The 16,046-nt window shown below is 67.9% G+C and carries 17 protein-coding genes; 13 read left to right on the top strand and 4 right to left on the bottom strand.

From position 1 onward, the window contains the following. Positions 1-102: 102 nt before the first annotated feature. From J7357_RS18255 to flgA, 4 genes are all read right to left on the bottom strand, one after another. Positions 103-1,323, bottom strand: coding sequence for an ATP-binding protein (locus J7357_RS18255; RefSeq protein WP_209248655.1), 1,221 nt, complete (start codon positions 1,321-1,323; stop codon positions 103-105). A 92-nt stretch (positions 1,324-1,415) separates the two neighbouring features. Next, positions 1,416-1,760: a hypothetical protein gene (locus J7357_RS18260; protein WP_019800978.1), complete on the bottom strand. Its 345-nt coding sequence runs from the start codon at positions 1,758-1,760 to the stop codon at positions 1,416-1,418. Continuing rightward, positions 1,757-2,074, bottom strand: coding sequence for a flagellar biosynthesis anti-sigma factor FlgM (flgM, locus tag J7357_RS18265; protein ID WP_209248657.1), 318 nt, complete (start codon positions 2,072-2,074; stop codon positions 1,757-1,759). Before flgM ends, J7357_RS18260 begins: the two co-directional genes overlap by 4 nt. 66 nt (positions 2,075-2,140) lie before the next feature. Continuing rightward, positions 2,141-2,785, bottom strand: coding sequence for a flagellar basal body P-ring formation chaperone FlgA (gene flgA / locus J7357_RS18270; RefSeq protein ID WP_019800976.1), 645 nt, complete (start codon positions 2,783-2,785; stop codon positions 2,141-2,143). Positions 2,786-2,898: 113 nt separating this feature from the next. On the opposite strand from flgA, the gene J7357_RS18275 reads away from it, so the two are divergent. From J7357_RS18275 to J7357_RS18335, 13 genes are all read left to right on the top strand, one after another. Next, positions 2,899-3,849 carry a chemotaxis protein gene (locus tag J7357_RS18275; RefSeq protein ID WP_160947292.1) on the top strand — a complete coding sequence of 317 codons (951 nt, stop codon included), beginning with the start codon at positions 2,899-2,901 and terminating at the stop codon, positions 3,847-3,849. Between the two features lie 159 nt (positions 3,850-4,008). Next, positions 4,009-4,407, top strand: a complete 399-nt coding sequence (gene flgB / locus J7357_RS18280; protein WP_019800421.1) for a flagellar basal body rod protein FlgB — start codon at positions 4,009-4,011, stop codon at positions 4,405-4,407. A gap of 2 nt (positions 4,408-4,409) precedes the next feature. After that, positions 4,410-4,817: a flagellar basal body rod protein FlgC gene (gene flgC, locus J7357_RS18285; protein WP_019800422.1), complete on the top strand. Its 408-nt coding sequence runs from the start codon at positions 4,410-4,412 to the stop codon at positions 4,815-4,817. A gap of 41 nt (positions 4,818-4,858) precedes the next feature. Further along, the gene (locus J7357_RS18290) at positions 4,859-5,536 is read left to right on the top strand and encodes a flagellar hook capping FlgD N-terminal domain-containing protein (RefSeq protein ID WP_010341755.1); all 678 of its coding nucleotides are present in this window, start codon (positions 4,859-4,861) and stop codon (positions 5,534-5,536) included. Between the two features lie 30 nt (positions 5,537-5,566). Continuing rightward, complete coding sequence (gene flgE, locus J7357_RS18295) at positions 5,567-6,790, top strand: flagellar hook protein FlgE (RefSeq protein ID WP_010341756.1); 1,224 nt, start codon at positions 5,567-5,569, stop codon at positions 6,788-6,790. Between the two features lie 106 nt (positions 6,791-6,896). Continuing rightward, positions 6,897-7,652 carry a flagellar basal body rod protein FlgF gene (locus J7357_RS18300; RefSeq protein ID WP_010341757.1) on the top strand — a complete coding sequence of 252 codons (756 nt, stop codon included), beginning with the start codon at positions 6,897-6,899 and terminating at the stop codon, positions 7,650-7,652. A 102-nt stretch (positions 7,653-7,754) separates the two neighbouring features. Then, entirely contained in the window at positions 7,755-8,540 is a 786-nt protein-coding gene (gene flgG, locus J7357_RS18305) for a flagellar basal-body rod protein FlgG (protein ID WP_209248659.1), read from the top strand. A 23-nt stretch (positions 8,541-8,563) separates the two neighbouring features. Beyond that, complete coding sequence (gene flgH, locus J7357_RS18310) at positions 8,564-9,265, top strand: flagellar basal body L-ring protein FlgH (RefSeq protein ID WP_209248661.1); 702 nt, start codon at positions 8,564-8,566, stop codon at positions 9,263-9,265. Between the two features lie 8 nt (positions 9,266-9,273). Then, positions 9,274-10,392, top strand: a complete 1,119-nt coding sequence (locus J7357_RS18315) for a flagellar basal body P-ring protein FlgI (RefSeq protein ID WP_010341762.1) — start codon at positions 9,274-9,276, stop codon at positions 10,390-10,392. 1 nt (position 10,393) lies between these two features. After that, entirely contained in the window at positions 10,394-11,602 is a 1,209-nt protein-coding gene (flgJ, locus tag J7357_RS18320; RefSeq protein ID WP_209248663.1) for a flagellar assembly peptidoglycan hydrolase FlgJ, read from the top strand. An 11-nt stretch (positions 11,603-11,613) separates the two neighbouring features. Further along, positions 11,614-13,488 (top strand): flagellar hook-associated protein FlgK, encoded by a 1,875-nt coding sequence (gene flgK, locus J7357_RS18325; RefSeq protein WP_209248665.1) that lies wholly within the window; start codon positions 11,614-11,616, stop codon positions 13,486-13,488. Then, positions 13,485-14,690, top strand: a complete 1,206-nt coding sequence (flgL, locus tag J7357_RS18330) for a flagellar hook-associated protein FlgL (RefSeq protein ID WP_209248667.1) — start codon at positions 13,485-13,487, stop codon at positions 14,688-14,690. Before flgK ends, flgL begins: the two co-directional genes overlap by 4 nt. 334 nt (positions 14,691-15,024) lie before the next feature. Then, on the top strand, positions 15,025-16,046 hold a 1,022-nt coding region (locus J7357_RS18335), incomplete at its 3' end, for a flagellin (RefSeq protein WP_209248669.1).

The raw sequence follows: 16,046 nt of genomic DNA on the forward strand, positions 1-16,046 counted from the left end.
TTTTCATATCAGATCATTGATGCAAAATCGGGTACGCGGAAATCGAATAGCGGCAGTGCTGCCCGCTTTTCCGATTCTCCATTCCCGATTCCCCATTCCCAGCTACTTCGGCTGCCTAACCGGAATCACGATCCGGAACGTCGACCCCTCGCCCACGACGCTGCTCACGTCGATGCGGCCGTGGTGCTTGTTGATGATGCCGTAGGAGATCGACAGGCCCAGGCCGGTGCCGCTGCCGACCGGCTTGGTGGTGAAGAACGGGTCGAAGATGCGCTGCAGCAGGTCCGCCGCAATGCCGGCGCCGGAGTCCTTGAACTCGATCCACACCTCTTCGCCGTCCTGGCCGGTGCTGACCACGATGGTGCCGCGCTCGCCGATCGCCTGACCGGCGTTGAGCAGCAGGTTCATGTACACCTGGTTGAGCTCGGACGGCAGGCACTCCACCAGCGGCAGGTTGCCGTAGTGGCGCTCCAGGGTGACCTTGTACTTGAGCTCGTTCCAGATGATGTTGATCGTCGATTCCAGGCCCGAGTGCAGGTCCACCAGCTTCCACGACTCCTCGCGGCCGGAATAGGAGAAGTCCTTCAGGTCACGGACGATGCGGGTGACCCGCTCGATGCCTTCGCGCGACTCGGCCATCAGTTGCGGCAGGTCGCGGCTGATGAAGTCGATGTCGAAGCGGTTGCGGATGTCGTCGATTTCCGGAATCAGCGCCTTCGGATCCGGCGCGCGCAGGGCGCGCTCGTAGGCCTCGATCAGGGTGAACAGGCTGCGCAGGTATTCCTGCAGGCTGCCCAGGTTGGAATGGACGTAGCCGATCGGGTTGTTGATCTCGTGGGCGACGCCGGCGGCGAGCTGGCCGATCGAGGCCATCTTCTCCGACTGCAGCAGTTTTTCCTGGGCGCCGTTGAGGCGCAGGTAGGCCTGGCGCAGTTCGGCGTGGCGCTGCTGCAGTTCCTGTTCGTAGTCCTGCTGGCCTTCGATGCCCTGGATCAGCATCAGGTAATGGCCGCCGTCCGCGTCGGCATGGAAGTAAAGATGCGCCAGCACCACGTGCTGTTCGGTCGGCAGGCTGCCGCTCCAGCGACCGCTGCTGCGCGCCTGCGACAACGCGTCGCCCGGCAGCCACTGCGCCAGGTGCGCGGCCAGGCCGCCGGTGTCGGCGCCGGACAGATGGCGGCGTGCGGCGCTGTTGGTCAGCAGCAACTGGCCGTCGGCGCGGAACAGCACCACGCCTTCGTACAACAGTTCGCTGAGGGCAAGCAGGCTCTCGCGCGCGGGCAGGACAGGTGCTGCGTTGGGATTGATTTCGGCGAAATTCACGACAGGCCGTGGGCGATCGATGGATGCCCAATATACGCCGTTGCCGCCGGCGGATGCGCGCCCCGCACCGGGACGCAGTGCGGCTTACGCGCTTACGCGATCGCCAGGGGACGCTGGGCGAGCGGCGTGCTGGACTGGCCGTTGGCGTCGTAGGACGAGGCGCTCTCACTGCGGCCGAGGTGGCGCAGCGCCCAGTTGACCTCACGCCGGCGCCGCGACAGCAGCGCGCCGTTGGCGCGGTTGGCGTCGGCCAGTTCGCGCAGCCGCAGTTCGGCTTCGGCGCCGGCAGGCACGTCGGCCTCCAGGGCGCGCAGTGCCGCCAGCTTGGCGCTGGTCGCCTGCATGAGGCCTTCCACGTTGTGATCCAACAACGCCTGGCGCTCGCCGGCGAGCGCGTCGCTGAGCTGCTGCAGGGGGTTGGTCACCGACGTGTTCATGCGCTGAGTTGCCGATCCATGTCGATCATGCGGCTGGCGATCGCGTCGGGGTTGATCTTGTAGCTGCCGTTCTGCAGCGACGAGCGCACGGCCTCGACGCGGCCGCTGTCCACCGCCGGAGCGGCCGAGAGCTGGCGTTGCAGGGTCTGCAGGCCGGAAGCCTCGCCGGTCAGGCGCAGGCTGTCGGTGGCTGCGGCCGCACCGACCGCACGGTCCTTGCCTTCCTCGGACGCGCCGGAGGCGGCCTTGGTCGAGACGGACGAGGTGCGAAGGGTGGCCGGGCTTGGCAAATTCCCTTCAATTTTCTGAGTCATGGCGGAAATCCTGTTACGGGTTCGGTGTAGGTAACGGCACAGCGTCGGAGAACTTTAGCCGGATTCTTAGCGCGTCACTAAAACGTCGCCGTTTTGTGACACAGTTCCCTGAACGATGCGCTTGGACGACAGGTTTTCGACGGTCACCCGCTCGTTTTCGCCCGCATCGCCCAATGCACGGCCGGACATGCGCACTTCCAGGCCACCGCTGCGTGCCACCAGCGCCACATTGTCGCCGCGCCGGACCAGCCGCGGCGCGACCAGGTCGGTGGCGGACAACAAGGTGCCGGCCGGCAGGGTTCGCCGCACCACCTTGCCGATCGCCGCCTCCGGCTCGGTCATCGCGGCGCCGACGATGCGCGCCGCGTCGCGCTTCTCGGGGACGATATCGGCCGCGCCGATGGTTTCTCCAGCGGACAGGCCGCGCGCCAGCACCAGGACATGCTGCATGCGCCGCACCTTGACCGGCACGAACAGCCGCCACCCGGTATCGCGCGGGCAGCTCACCTCCACGGTGGTGGTCCCGGTCGGCTGGGCCTGCAACGGCACCGGGCACAGCGGCACCCGGACCGACGGGTCCAGGGTCGCCTCGGCATCGGCGTCGGGCCCGGCCAGGGACAGCGCCGCGGCACGGATCGAATCCACCGACTGGAAGTCCGCGGCCCAGGCCGGCGTCGCCGCCAGCAGGACCAGCAATAGGATCGGGCGCATCGCCGTCTCTCTCGGAAAGGTCGCCGACACCATGCAAAGCCCGTGCCGCAAAACGAACGTCCGATGCGGGACGCGCCCTCAAGTTCCGCCGCGAGGGCGCCGATATGAACGCCATGAGTCATGACCTTCTCAACCGAATCGACCAGCGCACCCGCTTGGCGGGCCACAACCGGCTTGCCCTGCTGCTGTTCCGGCTGGGCGGTCGTCAGCTTTTTGGCGTGAACGTCTTCAAGGTGCAGGAAGTGCTGCGCCGGCCGGAGCTGTTCCAGGTGCCGGGGCTGCCGCTGCAATTCTCCGGTGTCGCCGACGTGCGCGGGCGCTCGGTGCCGGTGCTCGACCTGGGCCTGGCCATCGGCCACCCGGAACGCGAGCCGAACGCGGACACCGCGCCGGGCTATCTGGTGGTGACCGAGTTCAACCGCTCGGTGCAGGGCTTCCTGGTCAGCGGCGTGGAGCGCATCGTCAACATCGCGGTGGAAGACATCCATCCGCCGCCGGAACTGGGCGCCGAGTCCAGCTACCTGACCGCGGTGACCCGCTTCCAGGGCGAGCTGATCCAGGTGATCGACGTGGAAAGCGTGCTGGCCGACATCGCCCAGACCCGGGTCGAGGCCAACCTGGACCCGTCGCTGGCGCTCACCGGCCCGCAGCTGCAGGTGCTGGTGGTCGACGACTCGCGGGTGGCGCGGCAGCAGATCCGCAGCGTGCTGGACCAGCTGGGGGTGGCCGCGACCCTGCTCTCGGACGGTCGCCAGGCGCTGGACCATCTCTTGCAGATCCACGCCGCCGGCGAGAATCCGGCCGAGCGCTACGCCATGGTGATCTCCGACATCGAGATGCCGGCGATGGACGGCTACACGCTGACGACGGAAATCCGCCGCCATGCCGGCCTGTCCGGCCTGTACGTGCTGTTGCACACCTCGCTGTCGGGCGTGTTCAACAACGCGATGGTCGAGCGCGTGGGCGCCAACGCCTTCGTCGCCAAGTACAGCCCCAACGAGCTGGCCGAGTACGTGCTGGCCCGGCTGCGGGTGGTCGCGGCGGCCGCGCAAGCGGCCGCCTGACCCGCGCGCCGCGCCTGGCTGCGCGGCCTGCCTGACGTTCTAATAGAGCGCGCGGGCGCTTCCCGCCTCCCGAGGCAACCCCCTGATCTCACGGGCCTTGCGCCCGGCTTTGGCACGCGCCTTGCCTGTGGTTTCGGCAACGAACCGCGGGATCGTGCCATGTCCAATCCGATCACAGGCTATTTCGGCGTCCACGGCGACGCCCTGCCGCTGCGCGAGCAGCGCATGAAGCTGATCGCCAGCAACCTCAGCAACGTCGACACGCCCGGGTACAAGGCCCAGGACCTGGACTTCGATGCCGCGATGCGCGCGGCGCAGGGACAGCGCGAGGGCACCCAGCTCGCGGTGGACGACAGCCGCCACATCGCCGTCGGCGGCGATGGCCTGAATCCGTTCCAGGTCACCCGGGCCGCCAGCCAGCCGAGCATGGACGGCAACACCGTCGATCCGGACGCCGAACGCGCCGCCTACGGTCGCGCCGCGCTGGAGTACCGCGCGTCGCTGAGCTTCATCGAGTCCAAGGTGCGCACCATGCTCACCGCGATCACGGGCCAATAAGCATGAGCAATCTGCCGATCTTCGATGTCGCCGGCTCCGCGCTGCAGGCGCAGTCGGTGCGCATGAGCACCATCGCCAGCAACCTGTCCAATGCCGATTCGGTGGCCGGTTCGGCGGAGGCGGCCTACAAGCCGATCGAGCCGATCTTCCAGGCGGTGCGCAACCCGCACGACAGCAGCCTGACCTCGGTCAACGTCAAGGAAATCGCGACGACCAACGCACCGCCGATCAAGCGCTACGAACCCGGCCATCCGCTTGCCGATTCCGACGGCTACATCTATTCGCCCGATGTGGATCCGGTCTCGCAGATGGTCAACCTGATCTCCGCCTCGCGCAATTACCAGGCCGGCGTGGAGGTCCTCAACACCGCCAAGGAACTGGCGCTGGCCACTCTGACCATGGGCCGCTGATCCGCCCTCCCTCCGCCGCGTCACGTTCCAGGACCGCTTCCATGACCAGCGTCACCAGCTCCACCGACACCACCTATTCCAGTCTGGGCCTGAGCGCCTCGAGCAACACCAGCACCACCAGCGGCAAGGCGCTGCAGCAGGCCGACTTCCTCAAGCTGATGACCGAGCAGCTGCAGCACCAGGATCCGCTCAAGCCGATGGACAACAGCCAGATGGTCGCGCAGATGGCGCAGCTGTCCACCGTGCAGGGCATCGGCGACCTCAACAAGACCGTCACCGCGCTGTCCTCGTCGATGAGTACCGACCAGGTGCTGCGCGGCGCCAACCTGATCGGGCACAAGGTGCTGGTGCCGTCGGCGACGCTGCCGCTGGCCGCCGAGGGCAGCACCGGCGGCCTGGTCGCGGCCAAGGCCGCCGGCGTGGTCGACGTCACCGTCAGCGATGCCAACGGGCAGCCGATCAAGAAGATCAGCCTGACCGCCGACAAGGCCGGCCAGCTCGATTTCGCCTGGGACGGCACCGACGCCAGCGGCAAGCGCATGCCGGCCGGCAGCTACAGCATCACCGCTGGGCAGACCGATGCCCAGGGCAACCAGTTGTCCCTGTCCACCTACGTCCAGGCGCCGGTCGAGAGCGCCATCATCGGATCGGACGGCATCTATCTCGACCTGACCGGGCTCGGCACCACGCCGCTGACCAACGTCCTCCGCGTCAGCTAATCCCGCGCCGACCATCCACAGGAGTCCACCATGGGTTTCAACACATCGCTGTCCGGCCTCAGGGCGGCCAATACCGACCTCAACGTCACCGCCAACAACATCGCCAACGCCAACACCACCGGCTTCAAGGGCTCGCGTGCCGAGTTCGCCGACCAGTTCACGCTCAACGGCTATGGCCTGGCGCGCAACGCGGTGGGCTCGGGCGTGCGCGTCAGCAACGTCGCCCAGCAGTTCTCGCAGGGCACCATCGATCCGACCGGGCGCAGCCTGGACCTGGCCATCTCCGGCTCCGGCTTCTTCACCCTGTCCAACAACGGCGCCCGCGTGTATTCGCGCGCCGGCAACTTCCAGACCGACGCCAACGGCTATGTGGTCAATCCGCAGGGCGCGCGGCTGCAGGTGTTCCCGCCGGCGAGCAACGGCAACGGCTTCGCCGCCGGCACCCTGACCGACCTGCAGCTGCTGACCACCGACAGCCCGCCCAAGCAGACCAGCACGGTCAACCTGACCTTCACCCTGCCCGGCAACACCCAGCCGCCGACGGTGACCACGTTCGATCCGAACGACGCCAACAGCTACAACAACTCCAGCGGCGGCACCACGGTCTACGACTCGCTGGGCGTGGCCCACGTGCAGACCTCGTACTTCGTCAAGACCTCCACGCCGAACCAGTGGACCGTCTACAACTACGTGGACGGCGTCGCCGCCGGCGGTGCCAGCACGCTGCAGTTCTCCGACAGCGGCGCGCTGGTCAGCCCCGCCGACGGCAAGATCGCGCTGGGCACCTTCACCCCCTCCACCGGCGCCGGCACCCTGTCGCTGAACCTGAACGTGTTCGGGTCCACCCAGTACGGCGAAACGTTCGCCCTGCGCGGCGCGACCCAGGACGGCTACGCCAGCGGCAAGCTCAACTCGATCAGCATCGACGAAAAGGGCATCGTCTACGCGCGCTACTCCAACAACGCCGACAAGGCGCTGGGCCAGATCGCGGTGACCAACTTCGTCAACCCGCAGGGCCTGAGTTCGCTCGGCGACAACGCCTGGGCGGAAAGCTCGGCCTCGGGCATCGCCCGCACCGGTTCGCCGGCGACCTCGGACTTCGGCAGCGTGCAGTCCGGCGCACTGGAATCGTCCACCGTCGACCTGACCGAGCAGCTGGTCAACATGATCGTGGCCCAGCGCAACTTCCAGGCCAACTCGCAGGTGATCTCGACCCAGGATCAGGTCACGCAGACGATCATCAATATGCGTTGACGACCACCGGGAATCGGGAATGGAGAAACGGGAATCGTGAACGCGGTTCCCGCCACCGACCTCCCGCTTTCCGCCATTCCCGATTCCCCATTCCCGGTTCCCTCCCATGGACAAAGCCCTCTACGTCGCCATGACCGGCGCCCGCGCATCGCTGCAGGCGCAGGCCACCGTGTCGCACAACCTGGCCAACGTCGAGACCTCCGGGTTCAAGGCGGCGCTGGCCAATACCGAGGCGTATCGGATTCCCGGCGCCGGTTATCCGTCGCGGATCGATGCGCTGCACATCGACCAGGGTTTCAACCGCGATGTCGGCGCGCAGCACCAGACCGGCAATCCGCTGGATCTGTCGCTGGATGCCGACCGCTGGCTGGCGGTGCAGTCCGCCGACGGCAAGGAGGCGTACACGCGCGGCGGCGAATTGGCGCTGACCCCGAACGGCCAGCTGGTCACCGCCAGCGGCCATGCGGTGCTCGACGATCAGGGCAATCCGGTGTCGATCCCGCCGCACCAGTCGCTGGAGATCGGCAACGACGGCACGGTATCGATCGTGCCGTTGGGCGAAGCCCCCACCGCGATGAGCACCGTCGCCACCTTGAAGGTGGTGCAGGCGCCGGCGGACCAGCTCACCCGCCGGCCCGACGGTCTGATGCGCAACGTCAGCGACGATCCGGCCAAGGCCTTTGCGCCCGCCACCGGCAATTCGCTGCGGACCGGCGTGCTCGAAGGCAGCAACGTCGATGCTGCCGGCGCGCTGGTGCAGATGATCCAGTTGCAGCGCCAGTTCGAAATGCAGGTCAAGGTCATCAAGAACGGCGACGAGAACGCGCAGTCGGCGAACACGCTGCTGCGTCTGAACGGCTAAGGCGCGCCTCGGCGCCAGCGGCGCCGGTTTGGCACGGCACATGCATCACTCCCTGCGCCCCCGGCGCGTCGTGCCGGGGCCACCATCAGAGGAACTCGGGTCATGAATCAGGCTTTGTGGGTCGCCAAGACCGGACTGGATGCGCAGCAGACGCGCATGTCGGTCGTCTCCAACAACCTGGCCAACACCAACACCACCGGTTTCAAGCGCGACCGCGCCAACTTCGAGGACCTGCTGTACCAACAGCTGCGGCAGCCCGGCGGCGCCAGTTCCTCGCAGACGCAGCTGCCCTCGGGCCTGCAGGTGGGTACCGGCGTGCGCGTGGTCGCCACCGCCAAGGATTTCGAGCAGGGCAGCCAGCAGCAGACCGACCGCGCCCTGGACGTGATGGTCAACGGCCGCGGCTTCTTCGAGGTGCAGATGCCGGACGGCAGCTCGGCCTACACCCGCGACGGCAGCTTCCAGATCAATGCGCAGGGCGAGCTGGTCACCAACAGCGGCTACCCGATCCAGCCTGGCATCCAGATCCCGGAAGGCGCGCAGTCGGTGACCATCGGCTCCGACGGCACGGTGAGCGTGCAGGTCGCCGGCAGCGCCGCGGCGCTGCAGGTCGGTTCGCTGACCCTGACCGACTTCATCAATCCCTCCGGCCTGCAGGCCCAGGGCCAGAACCTGTACGTGGAAACCACCGCCTCCGGCCCGGCGACCAACGGCACGCCCGGCCTCAACGGCCTCGGCAAGATCGCCCAGGGCGCGCTGGAAGGCAGCAACGTCAACGTGGTGGAAGAGCTGGTGAGCATGATCGAGACCCAGCGCGCCTACGAGATGAACGCCAAGGCCATCTCCACCACCGACTCCATGCTCGGCTATCTGAACAACAACGTCTGATCCCCTCGACTCCGGAATCCGCCATGTCGCGCCTGTCCTCTCTCTCCTTCTCCGCCGCGCTGCTGCTGCCGGTCCTGCTCGGCGGTTGCGCCGGCCTGGGCGTGGCCGCCGGCGACGTGCGTCCGTACGCGCCGATGGCGCCGATCACGCCGGTGATGGCGCCGCAGGCACAGCCCACCGCCGGCGCGATCTACGCCGCCGGCCCCGGCCTGCAGCTGTACTCGGACCGTCGCGCCCGCGACGTCGGCGACCTGCTGACCATCACCCTGGTCGAAAGCACCAACGCCAGCAGCACCGCCAACACCAGCATCAGCAAGAAGGATGCGGTGACCATGGCCACGCCGACCCTGCTCGGCGCACCGCTGACCGTCAACGGCACCAACATCCTCAACAACGCCACCAGCGGCGACCGCAGCTTCGCCGGCAAGGGCAACACCGCGCAGAGCAACACCATGCAGGGCAGCATCACCGTGACCGTGATGCAGCGCCTGCCCAATGGCAACCTGGTGATCCAGGGCCAGAAGAACCTGCGCCTGAACCAGGGCGACGAACTGGTGCAGGTGCAGGGCGTGGTCCGCGCCGCCGACATCGCGCCGGACAACACCATTCCCTCCAGCAAGGTGGCCGACGCGCGCATCGCCTACGGCGGCCGCGGCGCGGTCGCGCAGTCCAACGCGATGGGCTGGCTGAGCCGCTTCTTCAACTCGCGCATCTCGCCTTACTGAGGCCCGCCATGAACGTCCTGTCCCTGCCCTGCCGCCTGCTCGCCGCCGTCGCCCTGTGCGCGGGCCTGGCCGCCCCGGCCGCAGCCGAACGCATCAAGGACCTGGCCCAGGTCGGCGGCGTGCGCAACAACGCGCTGGTCGGCTATGGCCTGGTGGTCGGCCTGGACGGCAGCGGCGACCGCACCAGCCAGGCGCCCTTCACCGTGCAGAGCCTGAAGAACATGCTCGGCGAGCTGGGTGTCAACGTGCCGTCCAACGTCAACCCGCAGCTGAAGAACGTGGCGGCGGTGGCGATCAGCGCGCAGTTGCCGGCATTCGCCAAGCCGGGCCAGACCATCGACATCACCGTCTCCTCGATCGGCAACGCCATCTCGCTGCGCGGCGGCACCCTGCTGATGGCGCCGCTGAAGGGCGCCGACGGCCAGGTCTATGCGGTCGCCCAGGGCAACCTGGTGGTCGGCGGCTTCGGCGCGCAGGGCAAGGACGGTTCGCGGATCTCGGTGAACGTGCCCAGCGTCGGCCTGATTCCCAATGGCGCCACGGTGGAACGGGCGCTGCCGGACGTGTTCGGCAACACCGGCGAGATCACCCTGAACCTGCACCAGCCCGATTTCACCACGGTCTCGCGCATGGTCTCGGCGCTGGAGAGCACCTTCGGCCCAGGCAGCGCGCATGCAGTGGACGGCTCCACCGTGGCGGTGCGCTCGCCCACCGACCAGAGCGCGCGCATCGGCCTGCTGGCACGCATCGAGAACGTCGAGCTGTCGCCGGGCGCGGCGCCGGCCAAGGTGGTGGTCAACGCACGCACCGGCACGGTGGTGATCGGCTCGCAGGTGCGGGTCAGCCCGGCGGCGATCTCGCACGGCTCGCTGACGGTGACCATCAGCGAAGGCACCCAGGTCAGCCAGCCCAATGCACTGAGCGGCGGCCAGACCGTGGCCACACCCAAGTCCACCATCACCGCCACCAACGAAGGCAGCCGCATGTTCAAGTTCGAGGGCGGCACCTCGCTGGATCAGATCGTGCGGGCGGTCAACGAGGTCGGCGCCGCGCCTGGCGACCTGATCGCGATTCTGGAAGCGCTCAAGCAGGCCGGTGCCCTGAGCGCGGAGCTGGAGGTGATCTGACATGCGTATCTCGGCCGCTCCCTTCGACCTGCACGCCTCTACCCAGAACGATCCGGCCAAGATCGACAAGGTCTCGCGCCAGCTCGAAGGGCAGTTCGCCAACATGCTGGTCAAGAGCATGCGCGAGGCCAGCTTCGGCAATTCGCTGTTCCCGAACGAGAACCAGACCTTCCGCGACATGTACGACCAGCAACTGGCCAAGGGCCTGACCGACGGCAAGGGGCTGGGCCTGCGGGCGATGATCGCCAAGCAGCTCGGCGGCGGGCAGACGAGCGAGACCGGCACGCCGAACACCGCGCTGGACGCCGCCAAGGCGGCCAAGGCCTACTCGCTGGTGTCCGGCCAGTCGAGCAATGGCCCGATGCCGCTGCAGGGCGAGGCCGCGCTCGCCAGCGGTGCCGCGGCCGGCGCCGGCGTCGGCCCGTGGAGCGGCACCGACGCGACCGCCTCCCCGCAGCAGCAGGTGCTGGACATGATCGCCGGCCGCGAGAGCAGCGCCATGCACCAGGCCATCGGCAGCAGCCCGGCCGACGGCAGCGCCGGCCTGTCCTGGGCCGGTGCCGACGACCGCTGGTCGAACGTGCAGGCGTCGGCCGACAGCAGCACCGCCATCGATCCCAGCGCCGCCGCAGCCGCCAACGCCGCCGCGGCCAGCCTCGGCGAGCGCACCCCGGAAGGCTTCGTCGCCAAGATCTGGAACCATGCGCAGAAGGCCGCGCAGGAACTGGGCGTGGACGCGCGCGCCCTGGTCGCGCAGGCGGCGCTGGAAACCGGCTGGGGCCGCCGCGGCATCTCCCGCGGCGACGGCGCCAGTTCCAACAACCTGTTCGGGATCAAGGCCACCGGCTGGGACGGCGATCGCGTGACCACCGGCACCCACGAGTACGTGGACGGGGTCAAGCAGTCGCAGACCGCCGATTTCCGCGCCTACTCCTCGCCGGCGGAGAGCTTCGCCGACTACGTGCGCCTGCTGAAGACCAATCCGCGCTACCAGCAGGCGCTGAAGGCCGGCACCGACATCCGCGGCTTCGCCCAGGGCCTGCAGCGCGCCGGCTACGCCACCGACCCGGCCTACGCGGCCAAGATCGCCGCCATCGCCGGCGGCCCGACCATCGGTCGCGCGGTCGCCGCGATCGGCAGTGCCGCCGCCGGCGGCATCGAGCGCGTGCTGGCCAGCACCGTCGATTCGTCCGGCCTCGTGCGCCGTTGAGGTAGCCGCCCATGTCCATCCTCTCCACCGGTACCGGCGCCCTGCTCGCCTTCCAGCGGGCCCTGTCCACGGTCAGCCACAACGTCGCCAACATCAACACCGACGGCTACAGCCGGCAGCGGACGACGTTCGCGACCACGGTTCCCAGCCAGTACGGCAGCGAGTTCATCGGCAACGGCACCCAGATCACCGACGTCTCCCGCGTCGCCGACCAGCTGGCGATCTCGCGCCTGTTCGACAGCACCGGCGAAGTCGCGCGGCTGAAGCAGCTTTCCAGCATGTCCAGCCGGGTCGACGGCCTGTTCTCGGACAAGGCCACCAGCATCGCCGGGCAGTGGTCGAACTTCTTCGACGCCACCAGCGGCCTGTCCTCCGACGCCTCGGCCAGCGCCAACCGGCAGAACCTGCTGGACGCCGGCAGCTCGCTGGTGACCCGCTTCAAGCAGCTCAACGGCCAGCTCGACTCGCTCGGCAGCGAGGTCAACAACGGCCTGCTGGCCGGCACCGCCGAAGCCAACCGCCTGGCCACCGAGATCGCCAAGCTCAACGGCCAGATCGGCTCGAATGCGAACGCCGCTGCGCCGGACCTGCTCGACCGCCGCGACCAGATGATCAGCCAGCTGATCGGCTACACCGGCGGCAGCGTCATCCAGCAGGACGGCGGGATGATGAACGTCTACACCTCCGGCGGCCAGGCGATGGTGGTCGGCACCAACGCCTCGACCCTGGTCACCAGCCCCGATCCGTACCAGCCGGAAAAACTGCAGATCGCGCTGAAGACGCCAGGCGGCTCGACGCCGCTCGACAGCAAGGCGCTGGGCGGGCAGATCGGCGGCTTCCTGGAGTTCCGCAGCACCGTCCTGGATCCGACCAAGGCCGAACTCGGCCGCATCGCCACCGGCCTGGCCAGCAGCTACAACGCGCAGCACCACGCCGGCATGGACCTGTACGGGCAGATGGGCGGCGACTTCTTCAATCTGCCGCCGCCGACCGTGGTCGGCAACAGCGCCAACACCGGCACGGCCGCCTTCACCGCCAGCGTCAGCGACCTGAGCAAGCTCGACGGGCAGAACCTGCTGCTGACCTACAACGGCACCAGTTGGAACGCCAGCCGCGCCGACACCGGCGCCAGCGTCGCCATGACCGGTTCCGGCACCAGCGCCGACCCGTTCGTGGTCAACGGCGTGACCCTGCAGGTGTCCGGCACCGCCGCCAGCGGCGACAAGTTCCTGCTGCAGCCCACCGCCAATGCCATCAACAAGCTGTCCGTGGCCATCACCGACCCCTCGCGCATCGCCGCGGCCACGCCGATCCAGGCCAGCGCCACGCTGAGCAACCTGGGGACCGGCAAGGTCAGCAACGTCGCCGCGACCGACGCCAGCAACGCCAACCTGCTGACGCCGGCGAACATCGCCTTCATCGATTCCACCCACTACTCGATCAACGGCGGCGCGCCGCAGACCTACACCGCCGGGCAGACCATCAGCGCCAACGGCTGGAGCCTGACCATGGACGGCGTCCCGTCCGCCGGCGACAGCTTCGCGGTGGGCCCGACCGGGGTCGGCTCGAGCAACAACGGCAATGCCTTGCTGATGTCCAACCTGGACGATGCCAAGGCGTTCAACGGCGGCACCATCACCCTCAACGGCGCGGTGGCCGGCCTGACCACCACGGTCGGCTCGGCGGCGCGCCAGGCAAAGTACGCGGCCGACGCGCAGGACGTGATCCAGAGCAGCGCCCAGGACGCGCGCGACTCGCTGTCCGGCGTCAACCTCGACGAGGAAGCGGCGGACATGCTGCGGCTGCAGCAGGCCTACCAGGCGGCATCGCGCCTGATCTCCACCGCCGACACCCTGTTCCAGTCCATCCTGAGCGCGGTCCGATGAGCAATCGCATCTCCAGCGGCATGATCTTCAATCAGTCGCTCAACACCATGCTCGGCAAGCAGGCGACCATCTCGCACCTGCAGCAGCAACTCTCCACCGGCCAGCGCATCGTCAGCGCGGCCGACGACCCGGTCGCCGCCGGCACCGCGGTCAGCCTGGATCGCACGGTGGCGGCGCTGGCGCGCTTCGGCGACAACGCCACCAACGTGCAGAACCGGCTCAACCTGCAGGAGAATTCGCTGTCGCAGGCCGGCGACCTGATGGCCCGGGTCAAGGATCTGACGGTGGAAGCCAATAGTTCGGCGCTGACCACCCCCGACCGCAAGGCCATCGCTGCGGAACTGAAGACCCTGCACGACAGCCTGCTGAGCCTGTCCAACAGCACCGACGGCGCCGGCCGCTACCTGTTCGGCGGCACCGCCGACGACTCCGCGCCGTTCGCGGTGGTTTCCGGCAACGTGGTCTACAGCGGCAACCAGACCCAGCGCAGCGTGGAGGTCGCGCCGGATACCAAAGTCTCCGACACCCTTCCCGGCAGCGAGATCTTCATGCGCGTGCCCACCGGCGACGGCACCGTCGACGCGCACGCGGCCGCTGGCAACACCGGTACCGGTCTGCTGCTGGACTTCAGCCGCGACAGCTCCGGCAGCGCCTGGAACGGCGGCAGCTACAGTGTGGTGTTCACCGCGGCCACCACCTACGAGGTGCGCGACAGCAGCGGCACGGTGGTCAACACCGGTACCTACGCCGCCGGAGAGAGCATCGGCCTGCCCGGCTTGAAGATGCGCGTGGACGGCGCCCCCGCGGCCGGCGACAGCTTCCAGATCGGTCCATCGACCACCAAGGACGTGTTCTCCACCATCAGCAACCTGGTCAACCTGCTCAATACCGATCCGATCACTCCGACGGCCAAGGCGGCGCTGCAGAACGGCCTGCAATCGTCGATGCGCGACATCACCCAGGCCTCGTCGAAGCTGATCGACGCGCGCGCCGCCGGCGGTGCCCAGCTCGCGGCGATCGACAACGCCACCGACCTGCGCGCCTCCAACGACGTCACCCTGAAGACCACCCTGTCCTCGCTGCGCGACCTCGACTACGCCCAGGCCATCTCCCAGTACCAGTTAGAACAGTCGGCGCTGAAAGCGGCACAGACCATCTTCACCCAGATGCAGAAGATGTCGCTGTTCGACCGGCTCGGCTAAACAGCCGATATACCGGATATACCAAAAGGCCCGGAGCGCGGCGACGCCTCCGGGCCTTTTCCGTTATACAAAAGACCGCCATCGCCGCTGGCTAAGTAGACAACGCGCAGGCAGCCCTAAAGTTTGTCGAAGTGCGGCCGAGAAAGGCTCTCCGCGGTGTTCCAGGTATTTTGCGCATCGCTGGAACGGCAAATTTTCTGCAGTAAATCGCTAAAGGTTGCGCGCCTGTCGCCGTTACTTATATCACCAGCCGCACTGGCCAAATTGATGGCCCCCTGCGGAGACTCCAGGCACCAACCGGTTGCCGGACAAATCGCTTAGAGGAGATATCAAAATGGCACAGGTCATCAATACCAACGTAATGTCGCTGAACGCTCAGCGCAACCTCAACACCACCAGCACCAGCCTGGCGACGACGATCCAGCGCCTGTCCTCGGGCCTGCGCATCAACAGCGCCAAGGACGACGCCGCCGGCCTGGCGATCTCCGAGCGCTTCACCACCCAGATCCGTGGTCTGGACGTGGCCTCGCGCAACGCCAACGACGGCATCTCGCTGGCGCAGACCGCCGAAGGCGCGATGGTCGAAATCGGCAACAACCTGCAGCGTATCCGCGAACTGGCGGTGCAGTCGGCCAACGCCACCAACTCCACCACCGACCGCGGCGCGCTGAACTCGGAAGTCAAGCAGCTGGCCTCGGAAATCGACCGCGTCTCCAGCCAGACCAACTTCAACGGCACCAAGCTGCTGGACGGCTCCTTCTCCGGCGCCCTGTTCCAGGTCGGCGCCGATGCCGGCCAGACCATCGGCATCAACAGCATCGTCAACGCCAGCGCCGCCTCGCTGGGCAAGGCCGGCTTCGCCGCCACCCAGACCGGCTCGGCCGCCCTGGCCTCCGGTACCGCCACCGCCAGCGGCAGCTTCTCCGGCATGGTCGTCAACGGCGTCACCATCGCCTCGGTCTCGGTGGCCGTCGGCGACGTCGGCAGCGACATCTCCAAGAAGATCGCCTCGGCGATCAACGACAAGCTGGCCCAGACCGGCGTGTACGCCTCGGTCGACAGCACCAGCGGCGCGCTGAAGCTGGAATCGGTCAAGGGCGGCCAGGACTTCTCGTTCACCGCGGGCAGCGCCACCGGCGCCACCGGCGTCACCTTCAGCAACGCCGGCATCGCCGCCAGCGCCGCTGCCACCGCCGGCACCACCAACTACCTGGCCGACGTGGACATCTCCACCTTCCAGGGCGCACAGAAGGCGCTGAGCATCATCGACAACGCGCTGACCTCGGTGAACTCCTCGCGCGCCGACATGGGTGCGATCCAGAACCGCTTCACCTCCACCATCGCCAACCTGAGCTC

Origin of the sequence: Xanthomonas sp. D-109 (assembly GCF_017746095.1) — a bacterium.
GTDB classification, from domain to species: domain Bacteria; phylum Pseudomonadota; class Gammaproteobacteria; order Xanthomonadales; family Xanthomonadaceae; genus Xanthomonas_A; species Xanthomonas_A sacchari.

Coding starts and splice junctions, on each gene's coding strand:
- flgM (WP_209248657.1), bottom strand. CDS start 2,074: ATGACTCAGAAAATTGAAGGGAATTTGCCAAGCCCGGCCACCCTTCGC.
- J7357_RS18290 (WP_010341755.1), top strand. CDS start 4,859: ATGACCAGCGTCACCAGCTCCACCGACACCACCTATTCCAGTCTGGGC.
- flgH (WP_209248661.1), top strand. CDS start 8,564: ATGTCGCGCCTGTCCTCTCTCTCCTTCTCCGCCGCGCTGCTGCTGCCG.
- J7357_RS18275 (WP_160947292.1), top strand. CDS start 2,899: ATGAGTCATGACCTTCTCAACCGAATCGACCAGCGCACCCGCTTGGCG.
- flgL (WP_209248667.1), top strand. CDS start 13,485: ATGAGCAATCGCATCTCCAGCGGCATGATCTTCAATCAGTCGCTCAAC.
- flgE (WP_010341756.1), top strand. CDS start 5,567: ATGGGTTTCAACACATCGCTGTCCGGCCTCAGGGCGGCCAATACCGAC.
- flgG (WP_209248659.1), top strand. CDS start 7,755: ATGAATCAGGCTTTGTGGGTCGCCAAGACCGGACTGGATGCGCAGCAG.
- flgC (WP_019800422.1), top strand. CDS start 4,410: ATGAGCAATCTGCCGATCTTCGATGTCGCCGGCTCCGCGCTGCAGGCG.
- J7357_RS18300 (WP_010341757.1), top strand. CDS start 6,897: ATGGACAAAGCCCTCTACGTCGCCATGACCGGCGCCCGCGCATCGCTG.
- flgB (WP_019800421.1), top strand. CDS start 4,009: ATGTCCAATCCGATCACAGGCTATTTCGGCGTCCACGGCGACGCCCTG.
- flgK (WP_209248665.1), top strand. CDS start 11,614: ATGTCCATCCTCTCCACCGGTACCGGCGCCCTGCTCGCCTTCCAGCGG.
- flgA (WP_019800976.1), bottom strand. CDS start 2,785: ATGCGCCCGATCCTATTGCTGGTCCTGCTGGCGGCGACGCCGGCCTGG.
- flgJ (WP_209248663.1), top strand. CDS start 10,394: ATGCGTATCTCGGCCGCTCCCTTCGACCTGCACGCCTCTACCCAGAAC.
- J7357_RS18315 (WP_010341762.1), top strand. CDS start 9,274: ATGAACGTCCTGTCCCTGCCCTGCCGCCTGCTCGCCGCCGTCGCCCTG.
- J7357_RS18260 (WP_019800978.1), bottom strand. CDS start 1,760: ATGAACACGTCGGTGACCAACCCCCTGCAGCAGCTCAGCGACGCGCTC.